This is a genomic window from Halogeometricum limi, from assembly GCF_900115785.1.
GTDB classification, from domain to species: domain Archaea; phylum Halobacteriota; class Halobacteria; order Halobacteriales; family Haloferacaceae; genus Halogeometricum; species Halogeometricum limi.
The window spans coordinates 604,079-625,648 of sequence record NZ_FOYS01000001.1; the positions used below are offsets into that span (position 1 = coordinate 604,079).

19 protein-coding genes and 2 tRNA genes are annotated in these 21,570 nt (G+C 65.9%); 9 read left to right on the top strand and 12 right to left on the bottom strand.

Going from position 1 to position 21,570, the window contains the following annotated elements; translation table 11 throughout:
* Positions 1-7: 7 nt before the first annotated feature.
* The 3 genes from BM282_RS03240 to cca form a co-directional block, all read right to left on the bottom strand.
* Positions 8-1,024, bottom strand: coding sequence for a halocyanin domain-containing protein (locus BM282_RS03240; RefSeq protein ID WP_089876703.1), 1,017 nt, complete (start codon positions 1,022-1,024; stop codon positions 8-10).
* Between the two features lie 2 nt (positions 1,025-1,026).
* Positions 1,027-2,172, bottom strand: coding sequence for a multicopper oxidase domain-containing protein (locus tag BM282_RS03245; protein WP_089876705.1), 1,146 nt, complete (start codon positions 2,170-2,172; stop codon positions 1,027-1,029).
* Between the two features lie 158 nt (positions 2,173-2,330).
* A complete protein-coding gene (gene cca, locus BM282_RS03250) occupies positions 2,331-3,695 on the bottom strand; it encodes a CCA tRNA nucleotidyltransferase (protein WP_175501344.1) in 1,365 nt (454 codons plus the stop codon).
* 147 nt (positions 3,696-3,842) lie between these two features.
* Between cca and BM282_RS03255 the strand changes: the two genes are divergently transcribed.
* From BM282_RS03255 to BM282_RS03275, 5 genes are all read left to right on the top strand, one after another.
* A tRNA-Asn gene (locus BM282_RS03255) sits at positions 3,843-3,915 on the top strand.
* A gap of 106 nt (positions 3,916-4,021) precedes the next feature.
* Positions 4,022-4,096 (top strand) — tRNA-Ile (locus BM282_RS03260).
* Between the two features lie 541 nt (positions 4,097-4,637).
* Positions 4,638-5,669: a metal ABC transporter solute-binding protein, Zn/Mn family gene (locus BM282_RS03265; RefSeq protein ID WP_089876709.1), complete on the top strand. Its 1,032-nt coding sequence runs from the start codon at positions 4,638-4,640 to the stop codon at positions 5,667-5,669.
* Complete coding sequence (locus BM282_RS03270) at positions 5,666-6,406, top strand: metal ABC transporter ATP-binding protein (RefSeq protein WP_089876711.1); 741 nt, start codon at positions 5,666-5,668, stop codon at positions 6,404-6,406. The genes BM282_RS03265 and BM282_RS03270 overlap by 4 nt, the downstream gene beginning before the upstream one ends.
* Positions 6,407-6,447: 41 nt before the next feature.
* A complete protein-coding gene (locus BM282_RS03275) occupies positions 6,448-7,275 on the top strand; it encodes a metal ABC transporter permease (protein WP_089877350.1) in 828 nt (275 codons plus the stop codon).
* Positions 7,276-7,307: 32 nt separating this feature from the next.
* Here BM282_RS03275 and BM282_RS03280 read toward each other — a convergent pair whose 3' ends face one another.
* Positions 7,308-9,101 carry a PAS domain S-box protein gene (locus tag BM282_RS03280; RefSeq protein WP_089876713.1) on the bottom strand — a complete coding sequence of 598 codons (1,794 nt, stop codon included), beginning with the start codon at positions 9,099-9,101 and terminating at the stop codon, positions 7,308-7,310.
* A 69-nt stretch (positions 9,102-9,170) separates the two neighbouring features.
* On the opposite strand from BM282_RS03280, the gene BM282_RS03285 reads away from it, so the two are divergent.
* Together BM282_RS03285 and BM282_RS03290 are read left to right on the top strand one after the other, a co-directional pair.
* Positions 9,171-9,332: a galactonate dehydratase gene (locus BM282_RS03285; protein ID WP_089876715.1), complete on the top strand. Its 162-nt coding sequence runs from the start codon at positions 9,171-9,173 to the stop codon at positions 9,330-9,332.
* Between the two features lie 50 nt (positions 9,333-9,382).
* Positions 9,383-10,660 carry a hypothetical protein gene (locus tag BM282_RS03290; protein WP_089876717.1) on the top strand — a complete coding sequence of 426 codons (1,278 nt, stop codon included), beginning with the start codon at positions 9,383-9,385 and terminating at the stop codon, positions 10,658-10,660.
* 11 nt (positions 10,661-10,671) lie between these two features.
* Here BM282_RS03290 and BM282_RS03295 read toward each other — a convergent pair whose 3' ends face one another.
* The 4 genes from BM282_RS03295 to BM282_RS03305 form a co-directional block, all read right to left on the bottom strand.
* Entirely contained in the window at positions 10,672-11,895 is a 1,224-nt protein-coding gene (locus BM282_RS03295) for an RNA-guided endonuclease InsQ/TnpB family protein (protein ID WP_089876719.1), read from the bottom strand.
* Complete coding sequence (locus BM282_RS18920) at positions 11,896-12,018, bottom strand: hypothetical protein (RefSeq protein WP_281244787.1); 123 nt, start codon at positions 12,016-12,018, stop codon at positions 11,896-11,898.
* A 198-nt stretch (positions 12,019-12,216) separates the two neighbouring features.
* Positions 12,217-14,571 (bottom strand): thermonuclease family protein, encoded by a 2,355-nt coding sequence (locus tag BM282_RS03300; protein ID WP_245758282.1) that lies wholly within the window; start codon positions 14,569-14,571, stop codon positions 12,217-12,219.
* 190 nt (positions 14,572-14,761) lie between these two features.
* Positions 14,762-15,829 carry an iron transporter gene (locus tag BM282_RS03305; RefSeq protein ID WP_089876723.1) on the bottom strand — a complete coding sequence of 356 codons (1,068 nt, stop codon included), beginning with the start codon at positions 15,827-15,829 and terminating at the stop codon, positions 14,762-14,764.
* A gap of 101 nt (positions 15,830-15,930) precedes the next feature.
* On the opposite strand from BM282_RS03305, the gene BM282_RS03310 reads away from it, so the two are divergent.
* Positions 15,931-16,113, top strand: coding sequence for a hypothetical protein (locus BM282_RS03310; protein ID WP_089876725.1), 183 nt, complete (start codon positions 15,931-15,933; stop codon positions 16,111-16,113).
* A 28-nt stretch (positions 16,114-16,141) separates the two neighbouring features.
* Here the strand turns inward: BM282_RS03310 and BM282_RS03315 are convergent, their stop codons facing one another.
* From BM282_RS03315 to BM282_RS03325, 3 genes are all read right to left on the bottom strand, one after another.
* Positions 16,142-17,365: an outer membrane protein assembly factor BamB family protein gene (locus tag BM282_RS03315; RefSeq protein ID WP_089876727.1), complete on the bottom strand. Its 1,224-nt coding sequence runs from the start codon at positions 17,363-17,365 to the stop codon at positions 16,142-16,144.
* A gap of 71 nt (positions 17,366-17,436) precedes the next feature.
* Entirely contained in the window at positions 17,437-18,885 is a 1,449-nt protein-coding gene (locus BM282_RS03320; protein WP_089876729.1) for a hypothetical protein, read from the bottom strand.
* Positions 18,886-18,943: 58 nt separating this feature from the next.
* Entirely contained in the window at positions 18,944-19,834 is an 891-nt protein-coding gene (locus BM282_RS03325) for a ZIP family metal transporter (protein WP_089877352.1), read from the bottom strand.
* A gap of 223 nt (positions 19,835-20,057) precedes the next feature.
* Here BM282_RS03325 and BM282_RS03330 point away from each other — a divergent pair, with 223 nt between their 5' ends.
* Complete coding sequence (locus BM282_RS03330; RefSeq protein ID WP_089876731.1) at positions 20,058-20,495, top strand: DUF7575 domain-containing protein; 438 nt, start codon at positions 20,058-20,060, stop codon at positions 20,493-20,495.
* A 33-nt stretch (positions 20,496-20,528) separates the two neighbouring features.
* Here BM282_RS03330 and BM282_RS03335 read toward each other — a convergent pair whose 3' ends face one another.
* A complete protein-coding gene (locus tag BM282_RS03335; RefSeq protein ID WP_089876734.1) occupies positions 20,529-21,359 on the bottom strand; it encodes a winged helix-turn-helix transcriptional regulator in 831 nt (276 codons plus the stop codon).
* Positions 21,360-21,570: the final 211 nt, after the last annotated feature.

The following is a 21,570-nucleotide window of genomic DNA, read 5'->3' on the forward strand; positions in this document are numbered from 1 at the left end:
TCCGTCGTTATTGTTGGTCTGCTTCGCTTTCGTCTCCGTCGCTCTCCGCCTCGTACGCGGACATCGTCCGAAGGTGGAGTCTGACGCCGAACGCCGCACCCGCCGTCGCGAGTCCCACCGCGCCCGCTACCACTCCCGTTCCCATCGGCGTCAGCGTGTCGACAGGTCCCTCACCGACGACCACGGCCCCGCGCATCCCACGGTCGCTGTACGTCGTACACTCGTACGTCGAGACGCCGTCACCGTCGAACGATAGCGCGAAGTCGTGGCCGGTTCCGTGGTGCCGTTCACTGGCGTACGACAGCGTCTCGTCGACGACGTCGTACGCGCCCGCCGTGCCGACCCACTCCCATCGAACGACGGTACCGGGGTCGACGTGAATCGCTGCCGGTTCGAAGGCGAACGCTCCGCCGTTCCCCATCGCTCCGACCTGTACGGTGACCTCGGACGCTCCCCTGTGGTCGACGACGCCGTCGTAGTTGTCGGTGTCGTCGAACCAGCCGTCGAAGGTCGGTGTCTTCTCGTTCTCTCCGTCGGCCGCCGTCGCTTCTCCGCCGCCGCCTCCACCGGGGAGCGTCACGGCGACGTCGCCGACGACCAGTGCGCCGCGCATCCCCATCGGACTGTGGGGCGTGCAGGCGTACGGGACGACGCTCGGCGAGGACGCCGTGTAGGCGAACGTGGCTCCCGCGTCGGTGTGGTACGGAGACTCGAACGCGCCGCCCTCGGCGACGACGTTGTGGCTTCCGCCAGCGCCGGTCCACTCCCAGGTCACTGTCGCTCCCGGGGAGACGCGGACGACGGGGGGCGAGAACGCGAAGTCACCGCCGTTACCCTCGGTGCCGACGCGAACGACGACGCTCGCCTGCCCGGTCGCGTCGGTGACGCCGTCCACGCTGTCCGTCTTCGCGAACCACTCCGTGAGGTCTACCGTCTCCGCTGCTCGGACCGGACGAGCGAGGAGCGCGGACCCGACCACTGCGCCGGTACCCACGAGCATCTCGCGACGTGTGCAGGTTGCCATGACTACGCCTCGTACCCCGCGTAGGCCATCACCTGCGCGAACAGGTCGGTGTCCATCGCCGGCGTGTAAACGACCGCCGAGAGCATGCCGCCCGGGTACGACGACCCGTTACGGACGTGGTCGACCTTGTGACAGTGCATGAGGTAGATACCCGGATCGGCGTCCGCCTCGAACTCAACGGTGTACCGTTCTGCGGGGGCGACGTTCACCACGTCTTGGAGCAGTTGCATCGCCTCGGGGATGGGCGACCCGTCTTTTTCGACTATCTTGAAGCGGTGGTTGTGCAGGTGCATCGGGTGCGAGTGGAACCCGGCGTTCACCCAGTGGATGCGAACGGTGTCTCCTGGGTCGACGATGACGGGCGACCCCGTCTCGGGGTGGAACGTCGCGGGTGCGGACTTCCCGTTGACGGTGAACGTGTCCATCTGCCTGGCGGTGATATCGTAGGCCACGTCTTCGCCGCCGTACTGCCGCGACAAGCGGGTGTCCCACTCTTTGACCGTCATGTAGTACTCCTTGTCGGCACGCTCGTACCCCTCCGGTTCGACCCGGAGGATTCCGTACATCCCCATGTCCATGTGGCGAGGGGTCTGGTAGTGACAGTGGTACAGATGTGTCCCGGCCACGTTCGCCGTGAACTCGTAGGTGTGCTTTTGGCCGGGTTCGACGGTGACGCCCGTCGTCGTCGGTACGCCGTCGTTCTCCCACGTCTTTCGAAGGCCGTGAACGTGGAGCGTGTGCGGCATGTCCATCGCGGAGTTGTCGAGGGTGACGGTGAACGTCTCTCCCTCGCGAACGCGGAGAATCGGTCCCGGGACGGACGGCGTCCCGTCGTCCGCCTGCCACGCCCACACGACTGGGAGCGTGATGGGACCGTTCATCGTCTCGCCCGGGTGGACGTGGTGAACCGCGTTCACCGCACGAAGCGTCACGTGGTTGTCTCGTTCACCCAACTCGACCACTTCCGGTCGACCGGTTGCCGGGAGGTCACTCGTGAGCGACCTGTTCCCGGTCGTCTCCACTCGCGTCACTGTGGGTGTCGAACTCGTCAGACAACCGGCCGTCCCGAGCACACCGGCGGTTCCGGTCGCTGCGAGGAACTCTCTTCGGGAAATTCCGTCTCCGGGGGCACCGACTTTAGTTGTCATCAATCTGTGGTTGTCGTGTGTCTCACATATCAGTGCGAGACGACTCTCACGAATCGAGAAATGGCCGACTGGAGGGGGCGTCTCCCTCTTCGACGCGAGAACGGCGTTCGACAGCGCTCGGTGCCGTCTCGCGCCGGAACTCTCCGCGGTGTCGCCCGCTACGGCCGCGGGTCGAAGTACCGCGCGAGTTCGACGCCGAACTCGTCGGCCAGTTCTGCGACGTCGTCGCCGACGAGAAGCGAGTAGTCTTCGCGGAGTTTCCGTTCGACGTTCGTCCCGAGTCCGACCTGAAACAGCGTCTCGCTCTCTAAGAGGGCGGCGGCGTCGGTGAACTCGCGTTCGCGTTCGACGGCGTACCGGCCGCCGTCGAGGAAGGGGCCGTAGTCGTCGCCCGCCGCGTAGGCGTCGTAGAACCCTTCGGCGTGCGGTCGGACGTGAACGGGCGGGCCGTCGTGGCGTTCGACGTTCGGGAGCGTTCGGTGAGACAGTTCGACGAGGAGGACTGCTCGGTCCGCGGCGAACGTGGCCGAACGAATCGGGGCGAACCCTCGTCGTGCCAGTTCCGACTCGACGCCCGCGATGGACTTGTACAGTTGGGGGTAGAGTTGGTCGTCGACGACGTCGGGCGTGTCGAAGACGACGGCGATGGGGTGCGTGCCGCGTCGGCGGACGTGCCCGCGAACGCCCTCTTCGGAGAGCGAGTCGGGGTCGCTCCCGAAGAACACCGCTTCGCGTGGGTCCGAGAGCAGTTCGCGGGCGTAGTGTTGGAGGCGGGCGACGTTCTCCGCCGAGCAGACGGCGGCGACGTTGCGCGTGGGGTCCGTCGGGTCGACGACGACCAGAGGGTCGTCGAACGACCGGGTGCCGTGGTCCTCTGGGTCGAGTTCGACCGGCGGGTGCCAGTCGGCGGCCGCCCGGAGCAGTTCCTCGAACCCGCCGTGTTCGAGGACGAGCAGTTCCGTGAGGTAGCCCGAGAACCCTCTCGTCCGGAGGTCGCTGCCGTACGCGCCGATACCTTTCAGAAAGCGCTTGAAGACGCGCACGTCGGCGGCGAACTCGTCGTCCAACCGCGCCCGCAGGTAGTCGTTGTGGTGGGGCGTTCGGTCCACCGCGGAGCGAAGCGAGGCGCCGTCTTCGACGTCGAAACAGGGGACGAGGTCGACGTCGAAGCCGTCGAATCGGCCGGTGACGTAGGGGTGTTCGGCGTACTCCTCGTGGCCGTCGGGGAGGACGGCGTTGCCGACGGCGAGGCCGTAGCGTTCCAAGGAGTCGCGGTCGACCGACTCCGGGAACCGGACGAACAGGTCGATGTCGCGGTCACCGGAGAGCCACGTTCCGCGGGCCGTCGACCCGACTTGGAGGACATCGGCCTCCAGCGAACGGTCCGCGAGTTCCGCCTCGACGCGGGCGGTGAGTTCGTCGACGGCGTCGCGCAGTGCGGCGCGTTCGGCGGCGTCCGGGTCGATTCGCTCGCGAACGGTGGCGACGACGCGAGAGAGGTCCCCTGAGTCCGACTCGGCCATTGTCGACCCGAGGTTGTCTGCGACGCGGCGAAAGCGTGTCGATGCGGACGGCACCGGTTCCACGCTGACACCCCGCATCCGTCGGGTGAAAACGAAAGCCCTATCAAAGTTCCTCGGTGTACGATAGAGTGCAGACGCACGCCCCGAGCCGTCGTAGCTCAGTTGGTAGAGCACCTCGCTGTTAACGAGGTGGTCCCAGGTTCGAGTCCTGGCGACGGCGTCACTTCTCTCACAGACCGCGCCTCCAGTCGTGGCTCTGTCTGCCGGTTCCGTCGTCGACAACGGTAACGCTAAAGAGGTGGCCCCGGAAACTGGTGAACGACTGAGGGCCCTTAGCTCAGTCTGGTTAGAGCGCTCGGCTCATAACCGAGTGGTCGATGGTTCGAATCCGTCAGGGCCCATAAAGAAACCCGCGAGCGACAGCGAGCGGTGTTTCGCGTCCGCGCTGGCGGTTCGAACCGGGGAGCGAAGTGAGCCGAGCGAACGGAGTGACCGGGGTTCGAATCCGTCAGGGCCCATAGATTTCCTGCCAACGTCAGTGAGCAGTGAAATCGCTCTCGACCTGACGGGAGAATCGTACCAGACGCGCACAGCGAAGCGAGCACGTCTGGTAGTGGTTCGAATCCGTCAGGGTCCATGAAGAAACCCGCGAGCGACAGCGAGCGGTGTTTCGCGTCTGTGCTGGCGGGTCGAACCGGGGAGCGAAGTGAGCCGAGCGAACGGAGTGACCGGGGTTCGAATCCGTCAGGGTCCATGGATTTCCTGTGAACGTCAGTGAACAGTGAAACCGCTCTCGACCGACGAGCGGTCCGACAACTGCCATCGAGCGACGCGAGATACGAGAGTCGACGGCGTCGCCCGATGACGGACCGGTCTCGGTATTACTAATCCGAATCCCAGTTTAGCAAAATCTATTAACTTAGGGTAAATAGATAATAACACATGGGACAGACGCGACGCGACGTGCTCTTCGGTACCGCGGCGGCCGTAGCGGGTTCGGTCGCCGGGTGTCTCGGAACGCCGACTGGCTCCACCGCCTCGGGGAACGACGACGGGGCCGTACAGGCATCGTTCTTCGTGATGTACGACTTCGCCAGTCACGTTGCACCGGACACGGACGTTCAGAGCCTCGTGCCCTTCGGACAGCACGGACACGGGTGGGAACCCGGCCCGGACGTTCAACGGGACGTGTTCGACTCGGAGGCCTTCGTCTACGTCGGCGACGGGTTCCAGCCGTGGGCCGACAAAATCGTCCAGAACGTTCGGGCAGACGGCGCCGACGTGACCGTGGTCGAAGCGTGGCACGACATCGACTTACTGAGCGCCACCGAGAGTCACGAGAACGACCACGGTGGGGACGACGATGACGACCATGCTACCGAAGACAGTCACGAGCAGACGGCGGACGACGACCACGAGGAGTCCCACGGACACGAGTCGAAGGACCCGCATTTCTGGCTGGACCTGTCCCGAGCGAAACAATCGGTCGAGACCATCGCCTCCGGTCTCGCGGAGGCCGACCCCGAGAACGAACGGGCGTACGCGGAGAACGCGTCGGCCTTCGCCGAACGACTCACTTCGCTCGACGACACGTACGCGGAACGCCTTTCGGGACGGACGAGAGACACGGTTCTCGTCGCGGGGCACAATTCGTTCAGATATCTCGGCCGTCGCTACGACTTCGACATCGAGGCGTTGACCGGCCTCGCACCCGACGCCGAACCGACGCCGAAAGACATCGAGCGCGCGCAGTCGGTCGTCGACGAACACGACATCGAGTACATCCTCGCGCCGGTGTTCGAGTCGAACCGCGCCGCAGAGCAACTCGTCCGAGAGACCGACGCGACGGAGGCGCTTCCGCTGACACCGGTTCCGAGCCTCACCGACGAGTGGAGCGAGGAGGATTGGGGGTTCGTAGACGTGATGGAGAACGTGAACTTAGCGTCGTTGGCGACGGCGCTCGGAGCAGAATGAGCGTCCTCGAACTCGCCGACGTCACGTACTCCTACGGCGACCGACCGGCGGTGGAGAACGTCTCCATGACGGTCGAACCGGGGGATTTCTTGGGTCTCGTCGGCCCGAACGGTTCCGGGAAGACGACGTTGTTGAAACTCATGTTGGGTCTGTTGCGTCCGGACAGCGGTTCGGTCACCCTCTTCGGTCGCCCGGCGCACGAGTTCGCCGACGGCACGCGCGTCGGCTACGTCTCGCAGGCGGCGACGAGGAAGGCGGGCGGGATGCCGGTCACCGTCCGCGAAGTCGTCACGATGGGGCGCTACCCGCACGTCGGACTGCGGCGGTTCAGAGAGCGCGACACCGAGCGTATCACCGAGGCGCTGGACATCGTCGGCGTCGCGGACCTCGCCGACCGGCGTTTCTCGACGCTCTCCGGCGGGCAGAAACAGCGGGTCGTCATCGCACGAGCGCTCGCGGCGGACGCAGAGCTACTCGCGCTGGACGAACCCACCGTCGGCGTCGACGCCGAATCGCGGGAAGCGTTCTACGACCTGCTCCGGAGACTGAACCGGGAGGGGCTGACGGTCCTGCTCGTCGAACACGACATCGGCGTCGTGACCGCGTTCGCCACTCGCGTGGCCTGTATCAACCGGCGTCTGTTCTTCCACGGGGACTCTATCGACTTCTCCGAGAGCGACGCGCTTCGGGAGGCGTACGGCGCGAATCAGCAACTCCTCGACCATCACCACCACTGACCGTGCTTCCGCTCACTCAACTCGGCGGGTTCCTGGTCGAAATGCTCGGCTATCCGTTCATGCAGCGGGCGCTCGTCGCGGGCGTGTGCATCGGCATCGTCGCCCCGCTCGTGGGGTCGTTTCTCGTACACCGCCAACTCGCGATGATCGGAGACACGCTCGCGCACACCGCCTTCGCGGGCGTCGCCGTCGGTATCTTCCTGAGTAACCTCTTCGAGACGAACGTCTCGCCGTACCTCACCGCGCTCGTCGTCGCGGTGCTGTCGGCGCTTCTCATCCAGGTGTTGTCCGAGTACACCGACGTCTACAACGACGTCTCGATGGCCGTCGTCCTCGCCGGCGGATTTGCGGTCGGCACCGTCCTGATAAGCCTCACGAGCGGCGGCATCGCCGTCAGTATCAACCAGTACCTCTTCGGGAGCCTCTCTACGCTGACGCGAGGTGAGGTGGAGATTCTCGTCGGACTCAGCGTGCTCGTCGTCGCCGCGATAGCCGTGAGCTACCGGCAGTTGGTGTACGTGACGTTCGACGAGTCGGCCGCGCGAATCGCCGGTATAGACGTTCGCCTCCTGAACCGCCTGCTCGTCGTGCTGACCGCGATGGTCGTCGTCGGCGCGATGCAGATGATGGGCGTCATCCTCGTCGCGGCGATGCTCGTCGTCCCCGTCGCGGCGGCGACCCAGTTCGCGCGCAGCTTCAAACGGTCGATCGTACTCGCTATCGTCGCCGGACAGGTCGCCGTTCTCACCGGGACCACGCTCTCTTACGCCTACGGCATCGCCGCCGGCGGCACGATAGTCCTCGTCGCGATAGGGGTGTATCTCGGCGCGGCGGCCGTGACTCGACTCGGCCCGGTCCGGATGCGGTAGCCGACGCTCGCCGACTCTGTCGCCGGCGTCCTTCAGTCGCTCTCGACGCCCGTAATCTCGAAGCGCGCGCCGCCCGACTCGCTCTCGGAGACGGCTATCTCCCAGCCGTGCGCGTCGACGATGCGGCTGACGATGGCGAGACCGAACCCCGTGCCACTGGTGTCCGTCGAGTATCCGGGGTCGAACACTCGGTCGCGGTCTGTCGGCGGAATCCCCGGTCCGTCGTCGGCGACGTAGAACCCGCCCGGCAGGTCACCGACGGTCACGGTCGACCCGCCGTGGTCGACGGCGTTTTTGAGGAGATTCTCCAAGAGCTGTCGGAGCCGGCTCCGGTCTGCACGCACCGACCGCGTCGCTTCGACGACGAGCGCCGTCTCGCCCATGGCGACGGACTGCTGGCAGTCGCCGACCGCCGCCGCGAGGTCGACGGCTTCCGAGTCGCGGACCTGTTCGCCGTCGCGCGCGAGCGTCAACAGGTCGTCTATCAGCGCCTGGCACCGTTCGAGCGCGCCCGTCGCGGCGACGAGGTGGTCGCTGTCGCACTCGTCCATCGCGAGGTGGAGTCGCCCTTCGACGACGTTCAGCGGGTTTCTGAGGTCGTGGCTGACGACGCTCGCGAACTCGTCTAACTGCTTGTTCTTCTGTTCGAGTTCCCGTTCGTACCGTTCGCGTTCGGTGATGTCGACGGCGACGCCGAAGATGGCGACCGGTTCGTCCGGGTCGGCGCGCTCTCCCGTGTCGTAGATGGGGACTTTCGTCGAGAGGAACGTCCGCTGTTCCCCGCCGACGTCGATGGACTCCTCTATCTCGATGGGTCGCTTCTCTTCGAGGACGATGCGGTCGTTCTCGGTCACTTCGTCGGCCATCGCTCGGGGAAACAGTTCGTGGTCGGTTCGGCCCACGACGTCGTCGTCGTCGTGGCCGAACAGTTCGCGGTGGCCCTGATTGACGAAGACGTACCGTCCGTCGGCGTCCTTCATGAACATCGGCGTCGTCGTGTTCTCGAGGATGGCTTCGAGTCGCCGCCGCGTCGCTTCTAACTCTCGCTCGCGCCGCTTACGGTCGGTGATATCTTGAAACTGCGAGAAGATGGCGACGACGGCGCCCGTCTCGTCGGTCACGACGCGGTTGTGCCACTCGACGGTGATTATCGTCCCGTCTTTGCGCCGGTTCTCGTCGATGCTGTGGAACCCACCTCGGTCCTCCGACAGGGCGTCCGTCACCGAGTCGACGTTCTCGTAACTGTTCTCCGTCACGAGTCGCTCCCACGTCTCGCCCCGTAACTCGTCCTCGGTGTAACCGAGAATTTCTTCGCCTGCGGGATTCAGACGGACGATTACGAAGTCTTTGTCGTACTCGATGACGCCGAGCGGCGACTGTTCGATGAACAGCGAGAGCCGTTTTTGGCTCTCTACGAGCGCGGTTCGACTCCGGTGCTGTTCGACGGCGTTGACGACGCGGTTCGCGAGAAGCGTGTACTGACTCGTCCCGCGTTCCTTCTGCAGGTAGTCGGTGACTCCCGCCGAGATGGCGTCGCTCGCGACTTCCTCGGAGCCCTTGCCGGTGAACAGGACGAACGGGAGGTCCGGATAGTCCGCGCGGACGGCTTCGAGGAACTCGATTCCGTTCTGCCCGGGCATGTCGTAGTCGCAGACGATACAGTCGAACGCCTCGCTTCCGAGTCGCTTCTGGCCTTCGCTGGTGCTGACGGCCGTCTCGACTTCGAACCGGTCGTCCTCGCCTTCGAGGAAAGCCGCCGTCATCTCCGCGAAGTCGGGTTCGTCGTCCACGTGGAGCACCCGGATGATATCTCTCCCCGGATACATGTTTCTTATCTAAAGTGAATGCGTCCGCGCGAGATATAGCTACTCCCTCTTCGGAACTCCTCACACCGGTTGGTAGAGGGTCGACGGCGATTCGGCTACGTCGCCCGTCCGACGAACCCTGGACTCGGCATCGACGTGGACGAAGACTACGTCCGCGAACGGACGCAGGCGGACGTCAACTGGTACAGCCCCGTCTGGCACCACGAAGACGGCCGAATCGCGGAGTGGTGAGTTCCCGCCGGAGGCGACACCAGTTAGTACCCTCGGCCGAACGTCGAGACGTGACGAGACCGAACGACGCGGTGCTCTATCCGAACCGTGACTCGGCTGATTCGGCCGACTCGGACGACGACGGCGTCTCTCGCCGGCGGATGCTGGCCGGAAGCGCCACCGCCGGTGCCGTCGCGGCGGCCGGATGCGTCGGCGGCGGTGGGGACTCCGGCGGGTCCGAACCGACCGTCTTCGTGTTCAACACCGGCGACGGGACGGTCACCCTCGTCGACCCCGAGGCGGACGAGGTGGTCGAGACCAGAGCCGTCGGTCTCTCGTCGTCGTTCCCCTCGAACCAGTACACGCCGCGACTGACCGACAACGCCGACGACTCGCTGTGGCTCAACGTCGGCCGCGGAGTTCGCGGCCTCTCGGTGGGGTCGCTCTCGCGGACGGCGAACGTCGAGACGGGGTCGGGCGCGAACTGGCTCGAACAGACGCCCGACGGAGCGCACGTCGTCGTCAGCGCCCGCGAACCCGCGCACACGCAGTTCCGCATCGACGCCGACGCCGACTCGGAGACGTTCGGCGAGGTGACCGGCGAGTTGGACCGCAGTTCGGAGGGGTCGACGGGCGACCAGGCCGGTCCCGGCCCCTGCGACGTGACGATTCACCCCGACGGCGAGTACGCGTACGTCCCGGACCTCTTCGGCGACACGCTCACCGTCCTCGGAATCGACCCCTTCGAGATAGTCACGCAGGTCGACGTCGAACCCGTCGGCGACGGTCCGGCCCGGCCGTGGATGGGAACGGTTTCACCCGACGGCGAGACGCTCCTCGTCGAACACAACGAGGGCGAGACGGGAACCGAGAGTCTCTGGGACCTGAGCGACCCCGCGAATCCCAGCGAGCGAGTCCGACTGACCGCCGCCGACGGCCTCGGCGAGCGACCGCTGACAAGCGAAATCGGCCCCGACTCGGAGACGGGGTACGTCTTCACCCCCGGTTCGAACGACGTCACGGTGGTCGACCTGGCGGCCGGAGAGGTGTCGGGCCGACTGGACCTCGGCGGGTCGGCGTTCGTCGGAACGTGGAACCCCTCGCACACGAAACTCTACGTTCCCGTCCAGACGGCCGACGAAGTGGCCGTCGTCGACCACGGCCGAGGAGCGATAATCGAGCGACTCTCGGTCGGTGCGAACCCCTACGGCGCGACGGCGACGCAGGTGCGACCGAACCCGGACTCGACGGCGGGACTGCTGACCGCGATGGCGAGGCTCGGCCTCTCTGCGACGCCGACGGAGACGACGTACTGTATCGGGAACTGCGCCTGCGGCCACGAGTTGTGAACTACCCCACCCTACCGCTCGCTTGACGGCTCGCGCTTGAGGGTGGGGCTTCCTGTTTCAACGACGCGCTTTGCAGACACGGAGGTGTCCACAGGGAGCGCAGTCTCCACAGGCGTTGATTCGGAGCGTCCCGCTCCTAACCGCTTCCTGATACCGCGAGAAAGAATGTTCCACGCCGCGTTCGCGTCTCTATCCGCCTCGAACCCACACGCTGGACAGGAGTGCTCACGGACCCACAGCGGTTTGTCCGTCGAAACGCCGCACGACGCGCACTCTTTGGTCGTTCCACGCGGATTCACGGTGACGAAGTGCGTTCCTTCGCGTTTGCACTTGTATTCGAGCATCCGCAGGAACGTCCCCCACGCCGCGCCCGCCCGGTTCCGAGAGTTGCTCGGAAGTTCGACCAAGCCCTTCGAATCGAGGTCTTCGACCGCTACGAGGCCGTACTCCCGAGCGTAGTAGTTCGAGAGCTTGTGTAGGAAGTCTCGCCACTTGTTCTTCAACTCGGCGTGGCGCTCGGCCACGACGCGGCGCTGTTTCTCCCAATTCGCAGAGCCGTGTTGTTTCCGCGAGAGGTTGCGCTGTGCGCGTTCCAAGCGTTCGCGCTCGTCGGACAGGTCGGACGATTCGACGGCGGTGCCGTCGGTGTCGTGGGCGTACTTCAGGATACCTACGTCGATACCGACGCACTTCTCGGGATTCTCGGGTTTCTCCGGCGGGTCGTCCGGGGTTTCGACGCCGAGGATAGCGTACCACTTTCCGGTGGGTTCGCGTTTGACCGTGACGGTCTTGATTTCGGCGTCGTCGGGGAGGTCGCGGTGGAAGGTGATGGGTATTTCTCCGAGTTTCGAGAGCCACAGTCGGGTCCGACCGCTCGTGTTTTTGAGCTTGAAGCCGGATTGACTGTAGATGAAACTGCGGTACTCGCCCGGTGCTTTCCACTTGAGGGTGCCGACGCGGTAGCCGTTTTCTTTGCGACCGCGAAGCGTCGAGAGGTTGTCGTACAACCGCTGAACGACTTTCTGAAGAACCTTCGAGTGAACGTGTTTCAGGTCGTTCCACCACTTCTTGAGACTCGGCAGGCGTTTCTGCTCGCTGTATGCCGATGTGTCGTCGGCGCGGTTGAGTCGGTGGAGGAAGTGGTTGTAGACCTGTCTACAGGTATCGACAGTCCACGCTAACTGCTCTTCGAGAGCGTCGGACGGTCGAAGTCGATACCTGTAGTTGTAGTTCATCTACGAGCGTTCTTCGATGAGTTCGTCAAGTTTCTCTTGGACGAACGAGGACAGACTCAGGTGGTTTTCCTGAATCCACTCCTCTTGGTCGTCGCGGATAGAGATGTTCTTGCGCGTGGTCACGCCATAATATACACAAACTACACAAACATGGGTTGCGATTGCGTGGGCCTGTGGGCCGAGCGTCGGACGTGTTTGATACTCGTGCGGTACTATATCCCCTCCCTACTCGCTCCTTCGGTCGCTCGTTGAGGAAGGGGCCTTAGCGCCTCAATTCAGGTAAAACATCGCCGGGTCGGAGAAGTAGCGTCGACCGCTCGTTTAGTCGTCGTCGTTTTCGTCGTCTTCGTCTTCGGTCTCTTCGTTCTCGGTGTCCTCGGACTCCTCGTCGTCATCTTCGGACTCTTGTTCGTCGTCTTCGACCTCTTCGTCAGATTCGCCGCCCGCCTCCGCGCTCGCTGCATTCGCTTGCGACGACTGCTCGGTTTGGGTCGCAGTCGGCTCGTCGGTCTGGGTCGCGGTCGGTTCCTCAGTTTGGGTCGCGGTCGGTTCCTCAGTTTGAGTCGCGGTCGGTTCCTCGGTTTGCGTCGCGGTCGGTTCCTCAGTTTGAGTCGCAGTCGGTTCGTCGGTTCGAGTCGCGGTCGGTTCGTCGGTTCGAGTCGCAGTCGGTTCGTCGGTTCGAGTCGCAGTCGGTTCGTCGGTCTGGGTCGCGGTCGGTTCCTCAGTTTGCGTCGCGGTCGACTGTTCAGTCTGGGTCGCCGTCTGCTCTTCAGTCTGCGTCTCTCGCTGTGCTGAGGGCGTACTCGTCGCGGTCGACTGCTCGGTCCGGGTTGCAGTCGGATATTCCGTCTGAGTCGCCGTCTGTTCCTCGGTCTGAGTCGTGGTCGACCGTTCGGTCTGCGTCGGTTCCTCCGTCTCGGTGTCGCTTCCGAGTGGGTCCTCCCAGAAGAACTCCCAGAGTCCGGAGTAACCCTGGTACGCGTTCTTCTCGGCGTCTTTGTAGGCTTCTTTTGTAGAGAACGACCGGTCGGACACCTGCGCGTAGCCCTCCTGAATCAACCGTTCGTTCAGGGTGTCGGTTCCGGACTCGACGTAGACGAGGAGATTCCCTTCCGAGTCACGTCGGTCGGCTTTCGAGTCGACGCGGATGGTGACTTCCTCGCCACCGACCTGCCGTTCCGTGAACGACTGTGCCTTGTTCTCCCACTCGTTCAGCCAACTCTCGCCACCGTCTTCGGAGGCCATGCCGAGGAAGTCGCCACTGCTGTAGTCGCCGTCGGGCGTGTCCGCCCCGAGGACGTTGACGATTTCGGTGTGTCCGTCGGCGAACTCTACTTTCAGGGTGTCGCCGGCGACGACGTCTACGACTTCGACGGTCCACTCTTCGCGAGTCTCGGTGTCCGTCTCGGTGCTCGTCTCGGTGCTCGTCTCGGTGTCGTCACCGAGCGGGTTCGGTTCGTAGAACTGCCAAAGACCGGTGTACCCCTGCTGGGCGTTCTTCTCGGCCCGTTCGTAGCTCGACCGCTTCGCGAACGAGTCGTCCGAGATCTGCGCGTGTCCCTGCTGGACCAGTTGGGCGTTCAGCGTGTCGTCACCGGACTCCGCATACACGAGGAGTCGGCCCTGCGAGTCGCGGCGGTCGGCCTCGGAGTCGACGCGAATCGTGATTTCGTCGCCACCGACGTTCTGGCGGGTGAACTCCGTCGCGTTGCTCACCCACTCGTCCAACCAGGCTTCGCCGCCGTCTTCGGTCGGCATCCCCTCGAAGTCACCGTCGTCGTAGGTTCCGTCGGGGGCGTCGACGCCGACGAGACTGACCGTCTCGATACTCCCGTCGGAGAACTCGACTCTGAGCAGGTCCGCTTCGACGACTTCGACGACGTCGACGGTCCACTCGGACTGGTCCGCGCTCGGCCCGGACACGGACGCCGTCGGGGTGGTGTCCGTCGCCGTCTCTTCGTCGTTCGTACTGCTGCCCGCCTCGTTCTGAGCCGCACCGTTCGTCTCGTCAGTCGTAGTGGTGTCGGTGGTGGTCGTATCGGTCGTAGTGGTGTCGGTGGTGGTCGTGTCGGTCGTAGTGGTGTCGGTCGTAGTGGTGTCGGTCGTAGTGGTGTCGGTGGTGGTCGTATCGGTCGTAGTGGCGTCGGTGGTGGTCGTGTCGGTCGTAGTGGTGTCGGTCGTAGTGGCGTCAGTCGTCTCGTCCGTGGAATCGTCCGACGTCGTGTCCGCGGCCGACTCGGTGTCCGTCGACGAGTCGCCGTCGGTCGCTGCCGCGTCGGCGTCCGATTCGGAGTCGGACGCGTCTGCGCCGCCGCCACCGTTCGACGAAGACGAGGACGAAGCAGAGGACGACTGACTGGACTGCGAACTCGACTTCGAGTTCGACGCCGCGTCCGCGCCATCGCTCGTGGCCGCGTCCGCGGGTTCGCTGTCCGCAGTCGCGGTCGAACTCTCGCCGTCGGTCTGCGACGGGGCCGTCTCGACGTCCTCGTCGCCCGCGACGGTCGACTGCTCCGCCGTCGCCGCACCGGACTCGTTCTGCGCCTGTTCGGTCACCGTCACGCCCATCGATTCTGCTGTCGTTACGTCACTGCTGTTGGAGGATTGTGGACCCGCAGACGTACACCCCGCCGTGACGAGGAGGAGTGCGACCACGAGTGTTGCCAGCCGGGACATTCTGTATGCTGTGGACTCCCTCCGCAGACATATATTTCAGCATAATCTCGGCTGATATAATGTTGGATAATTCTGACAGTCAGAATTTACAGAATGAATTATTCTCTAGGGTGGAGTCTAATGCACCGGAAAAACAAATTAACGGACCATTTCGAGAGAGTATCTCACGACCGCTTCGCCGCCTCTCGTATTACGCCAGTTCCACCGGCGGCATCTCGAGAAACGCCGTCTCGTACCCTTCGTGGCGGGCGACTTGGGGCGGCGTCTCGACGCGCACTTCGACGGACGACTCGGCCGAGAGGTCACCCACCGGCGCGCCGTAGTGGAATCCGAGTTCCGAATCTAACCCCGCCGCCAGCGGTGTCGCCGAGCGGTCGTCGACGGCCGCCGTGAGCGACATCCCGGGGACGACGAAACGGTTGTACGGCGTTCGCGGCGAGACGACGAGATAGGGGTCCGACCCGAACCGTTCGTCGTCGACGACGCTCCCGAGGAACACGGCGTCGCCGCTGGTTCCGCGTCCGAGCGGTGTTCCCGGGAGAGTCTCGGGTGCGCGTCCGACCGGCACCGACCCCATCTCCATCTGCATCTCCATCGGCCGCACCGCGGCGCGTTCGCCCTGTCGCTCTTCGAGGAGTCGGTACCCAACGTCACCCAGCGCCCGTTCGGAAAACTCGAAGGCGACCGTCCCGGACGCCGCCGAAGTGAACCGCCCCTCGAACGACCCGAACCGGTTCGCCTGGACGCCGCCGACGCTGACGGTCACGTCGTACGTCCCGTCACCCGAGAGCGGAAAGTTCGCGCCGTAGTGAAACCCCATTCGCTGTGAGAGCATGGGGTAGACGACTTCTTGGCTCACGAGTTCGCCGTCGCGCGCGATTTCGACCGACAGCCCGGTGTTCGGGACGACGTGTCCCGTCTCGGGGTCCCACACCGTCGTCATGAGGTGGACGCCGTCGTCTCCGGTCGGACTGACTCGCTTCGTCACGAACTCCCCGCCGTCCTTCTCGACGACCCAGAATCGGTGCGGGTACGAGTACGTCACCGCCGCCTTCAGCCCCCCGACGTCGGCCGTCCCGGCCATCTCCATCCCCTCGACGTGCGTCGGGACGTAGACGGCGTCCGGTCGGTCGGCGACCAACGGCGGTTCCCGCCCCGTCGTCGTCTCCGTCTCGAACAGTCCCGCGTCGCCGAGACAGCCAGCGAGTCCCCCGACACCGACTGCCCCCGCGGCGGCGAGAAATCGTCGTCGCTCCATGGTCACGGGAGGTGTTCGGCCCGAATACGCGTTCTGGTGTGCGTCGCGAACGCCCTCGCTCGCGGAGAAACGTTCTTGCGTGCGACCCGCGGACGAACCGCATGGACCGACCGATTCGGTCGTCGCTCGACTGGGCAGTCGCGGCGACGGGTTTCATCACGTTAGTCGTCGGCGTCGGCGTCCTGACCGAGAGCCCTCTCTCGGCGCTCGGAACCGCGTTCTTCCTCGCCGTGACGCTCGCTCTCGTCTATCCGTTCGCCCGATTCGCCGGCGCGAACGAGTGACGGTCGATGGCGGTTCCGCTCGATAGGGTCACTCTCGGTAGTCGAGTCTGACGACGTAGCCGTCGCCGTAGACGACGTACGCCTCGTCCCGGCCGTCGCCGTCGGTGTCGCCCAGCGTCGCGTGGGTGAATATCGGCGCGTCGCGCGCGTACGTGTCGATTACGCCGCCGTCCGCCGCGTCCACCAGCGTCACGCTCCCGTCGTTTCCGGGGACGACGAGTTCGCGTCCGTCGTCGCCGTCCATCTCGCCGAGACTCGGCGGCGGCATCATCTGCACCCTGTCGGTGACGACTTCCGTCGACCACTCCTCGCTCCCAGTCGCCGCGTCGAGGGCGCGGAGCGTTCCGTCGCGCGTCGTGACGTACACCTCCGCGTCGCCGTCGGCGTCGCCGTCACCCATCGCGTGGACGGCGGCGTACTCGTCGTACCTCTCGCGCCACTCCACCTCGCCGGACGCGCCGTCGACGGCGACGACGACGCCGTCCACCGTGCTGAACACGGCTTCGAGGGCGTCGTCGTCGTCGGCCTGTCCGGTCGTCCCCCACGTGATGGCGTCGTCGCCGACGACGTCCGTCTGCCACTCCACCCCGCCGTCGCCGGCGAATAGCACCGCGCTTCCGCTCCGCCCCGCGACGAGGAGTTCCGCCTCGCCGTCGGCGTCGACGTCTGCCACCGTCGGTTGCGCCCACACCTGTTCTTCGAACGCGTACGTCCACCGCGTCTCGCCGTCCGGGCCGAAGACGAACGTCGTCCCTCTCACGTCCACGACGACGAGTTCGTTCTCCGGGCCGCCCGTGAGGTTCGCGACGACGGGTTTCGTGTAGCCGTAGTCGGTGAGTTCGTAGCGGAACTCCTCGGTCCCCGACGTCGCGTCGAATCCGAGGACGACACTCTCCGTCGAGGTGGCGACGACTTCCGTCGTCCCGTCGCCGTCCACGTCCGCAACCGTCGGGTCGGCGACGGAGTGGAGCGTGCAGTTCGCGGCGGGGACGCCTTGCGTCCACGTCGTCGACCCGTTCGCGGCGTCGAGAGCCACCAGCGCGCAGTTCTCACTCCGGTCCGCGCCGCTGATGGGCGCGTAGACGGTTCCGTCGCCGACGGCGACGGCGTGGTGGTTCGCGGCGATGTCTCTGCCCGTCTCGCTCGTCCACGTCGCCGTCATCGACCCGTCGTCGCCGGCGAGGCCGTACCCGACGACGCCGAGGAGGCCCGCGACAGCGAGGAGTACCACGAGGAGCGTCGCGGTTCGCATCGTTCGTGCTTACCTCTCGGGCGAGATAAGCCACCGGTTCTCGGCCGCCGTTCGAGGCTCACTCGGCCGACTCAGTTCGCGACGGGGAGCGACACGACCCACAGCGAGAGCACGGTGTAGCCGACCATGAGACCCACCAACGGCGCGTGCGAGCGAAGCGCCCACCGGCGCGTCGGCGTTCGCCGTCGCGTCACCGCTTCGGCGGCGACGACGGCGACGACGTGGCCGAGGAGGACGAGAGCGACTTGGAGCGACCAGAACGCGGGGACCGAGAGCCAAAAGAGCAGGTCGACGCTCTCCCCACCGAGGAACCGCGGCAGTCGACCGAGCGTCGTCACGACGTACGTGAGGTTGTGGGCGACTTCGTAGCCCGCGGCGATGGGGAGGAGCGTCGCCGCGAACGCCAGCGTCGCCGTCTCCTCGCCGGGCGACGTTCCGCCGCCGTCGGCGTTCGGTTCACCCCCGACTCGCTCTCGCCCCCGACTCGCCACCCGTTCGACGAGAGCGACGACGCCGAGATACGCCAACAGGAAGCCGACGAGGCCGACTTCGTAGAGGACGACGCTCACCGACGCGCCGACGCCGAGCGACTCTCTGACGCCGAAGAAGAGGCTTCGGTAGAGCGGCGACTCCACGAACCCGTCGAACGTCACCGTGTACACCATCGCGACGACGAACGGCGCGGTGGTTCGGGTGGGGACGGGCGTCGCGCACGCCCGCCACGGCGCGCGAGCGGAGACGACCCACCGACCGCCGCCGGTCTCGGTGCCTCGTCCGTCTCCGTCTCGCGCCACGCGCACCGGCGCCACCCGGCCCAGCAGGTCGTAGAGGACGGCGAGGGCGTCGCCGCGTTCGAACCACTCGCGACCGAAGAGGAGGCCCCCGGCGAGCATCGACAGCGCGTATCCGGCGACGACGACGGCCGTGGCCCGCGGAAGCGCGGGCACCCGAGTCAGATTCTCGACGACGCCGACGAGGAGGACGAACCCGACGAGGGCGGGCCAGTGGCCCAGGACGCTCGGATACGGTCGGAGCCGAACCTCCTCGCCCTCGAGTCGACAGAGCCCCTCGTACAGCGTTCGCCACGGCGAGAGCACCCGCCAGGGACTCCCGACGAGGAGACTGAGGAGTGCGACGCCTTTCAGCCAGAGCGCCCACGTGAACTGCGTCGCGAAGTTCGCGGCGGCCGCGCGCGGGCCGGTCAGTCCGTCGACGAGGACGAGGAGGAACAGGACGAAGAACCCGGCGCGAGCGACGGCGGCGACGGCGTCACCCGTCGAGGAGGCGACGGTGAACAGACGACGTTCGGGAGCCGGTATCTCGCCGACCCTCGCGAGCAGGAGCGCCGTACAGGCGACTGTCGCGCCCGCGCCGACGAGGAGCGCCGTGACCGGAATCGGCGAGTCGAACCGCGAGGAGAACTGGTGGGCCGCCACCGGTCGCGCCACGAGGCAGAAAGCGAGCACGGTAAAGAGCGCTCGGCGGAGAGCCGACGCGAAGACGTGCCGTCTGACGCGCATGACCCACGTTGACCGTCCCGACTCAAAACGCAGTCGGAAGCGTCGTCGCGTTCGAATCTCAGCCGAGTAACACGTCGAGAGAGAGCATCACAACGGTGCCCGCCATCATGCCGAGCGTGGCGATTCGCTCGTAGCCGTGTGCGTGCGTCTCCGGGATTATCTCGTGGCCGATGACGTACAGCATCCCGCCCGCGGCGAACCCCATCGCGTACGGGAGGACGGGCGCGGCGACGACGACGGCCCACGCGCCGAAGAGTGCGAGCGGAATCTCGACGGCACCCGCACGGATGCCCGCGACGGCGGCGTAGTACGTCCGCCCCAGTCCGGCGTTGAGGGCGGCGACGGAGACGGCCAACCCCTCCGGGATGTTCTGGATACCGATGGCGAGCATGAGGCCGATGGCGTTGGCCACGTCTCCGGACCCGAAGCCGACGCCGACGGCCAACCCCTCGGGCATGTTGTGGAGCGTGATGGCGACGGTGAACAGGAGGACGCCGACGACTCGGGAGTCCGCCGTCTGCGCCATCTCCTCTGCACGCTTGATTCCGCCGTCCGTCTCGGCGCGTTCGGTCAACCGACTGCTGACGAGTGGCCCGACGTAGCGAACCCACTTCTCGCTCTGGTCGAGGAGGACGACGCCGAGGACGAACCCGACGAGGACGGGGACGATACCGACGAGTTCGACACCGAACGCCGAGAGCGGTCGGTACGACGGGTCCGACGCGAAATCGATACCGGGGAGCAGGAGACTCGTGAAACTCGCGGACAGCATCACCCCCGCGGCGAACCCGAGTGCGCCGTCCAGTGCGCGCTCCGTCGGGTCGCGCCAGACGAGGACGAGCATCGCGCCGGCGAGATTCATCGACGCGATGACGACGCCGCCGACGAGTCCCTGAAGCACGGGGTTCGTTCCGACGACCCGGACGAACAGTTCTTCGACGGACGTCACGACCTCCACCCCCTCGCGACGGACTCGCTCGGCATACCCGATACACACTCGCTACCGAGGTAAAAACCACACCCGTCGGCTCGGTCGGCGTCCGGCGTCCGGTGACCGAACGACCCGCCCGACGCTCGGCGGACCGTTCGCACGGAACGACACGGCGCGTCACGGATTCTCTCGTCGTCGAAAACAACCCAAGAGTTATCCTGACCGAACGTTCAGTCCGAACATGGAGCGGAATTCGCGGAAACGGCCCTGGCTCGCCGCCGTTCTCGCCACGCTGGCGACGGGCGCAGGCCACGTCTACCTCCGCCGGTGGAAGCGAGCGTTCGGGTGGCTTCTCGCCTCGTTCGCGACTGCCCTGGTGCTCGTCTCCCCGGCGGAGGCGCAGGCGTTCATCGACGGCGCGGGCTCGCTCGAACCGATGTACCCCGTGCTCGTCGTCGTCCTGGCGAGCGCCGTCGACGCCTACCTCGTCGCTCGCGCGCACAACGCGGCGGCGCGCCGGTCGGTCGGTTCTGACGGGAGTATCACCCACTGCCCGTACTGCGGGAACGAACTCGACGGCGACATCGACTTCTGCCCGTGGTGTACGAACGAACTCGACGGGTTCGACGTCACCTCGGCCGACCGTTTCGACACGGGCGACGAAGAGACAGAGCGGTAGCGTCCGCTCCCGTTCTCCTCTCCCAAACCGCTCTCACTCGCCGACCGTCAGTCCCGCTTCGGCGGCGAGGGCATCGGCGTCCGGGAGTTCGTCGGCCAACGCCGCTCGCTGTTCTTCTAACGACCGGTAGGCGTCGCCGCCGGTGTCGCCGCGGAACGCCGCTAGTTTCGCGAGCGTCGATAGATACCGTCTGGCCGCGTCCGTCCGCGGCGTCGACAGACTCGCGACCGTCTCCGCGAGGTCCGTGGCCGTCACGGGCTTTCTGAGGTAGCGGTCGAACGGAACCGAGAGCACCGTCTCGTCCAACCGCGCGGACGAGAGGAGGGCGACGCGAACGTCCCGGTACTCGGCGGCGACGTGCCGCGCGACGTGTTCGCCGTCCACGTCCGGCATCTTTCGGTCGAGGAGGAGGACGTCGACGGCGTCGTCGACGGCGGCCAGTCCGCTCCGTCCGTCGTTCGCCACGCGAACGTCGCACTCACTCAGCATCGACGCGTACAGTTCCGTCAGTCGCGGGTCGTCGTCGACGACGACGACGACGGGCGCGTCGTCTCCTCGGCGTCGTTCGCTCCACCGACCGAGGTCACGGAGGACGTTCGCGAGTTCCCGGCCCGACGCGGTCGGCGTGTACTCCACTCGGAGCGGACGCTTCTGTATCTCGTGGCGGCGGACGATACCCTCGTCGGTGAGGTCCGAGAGCGTCTCCGTGAGCACTTTCGCGGAGACGTCGAGTCGGCGTTCCAGTTCGGAGAACCCCGCCGGCCCGTCGACGACGAGCGAATAGACGACCGCCGGGTGCCACTTCTTTCCCACGAGGGTCGCCCCGTCGCGAACCGCTCGGAGCGACGTATCTCGGTGGCTCATCGTCTCTCTGTCTCCGTCCGCGAGGGATAATCGTTTCTCTCGACCCGCACGCAACGCTCGAAGGAGCGTGGAACGCGGCGGAACGAGACGAGGGGGATGGATGGGACGTCTCGGTGAGGTCGTGTTCCGCCGCACCGTCTCCGGGGTGCCAGGTGACGCGGTGACGCTTCGCCTGTGGGCCCGTGCCACGGACCGACGCCGACCCGACAGT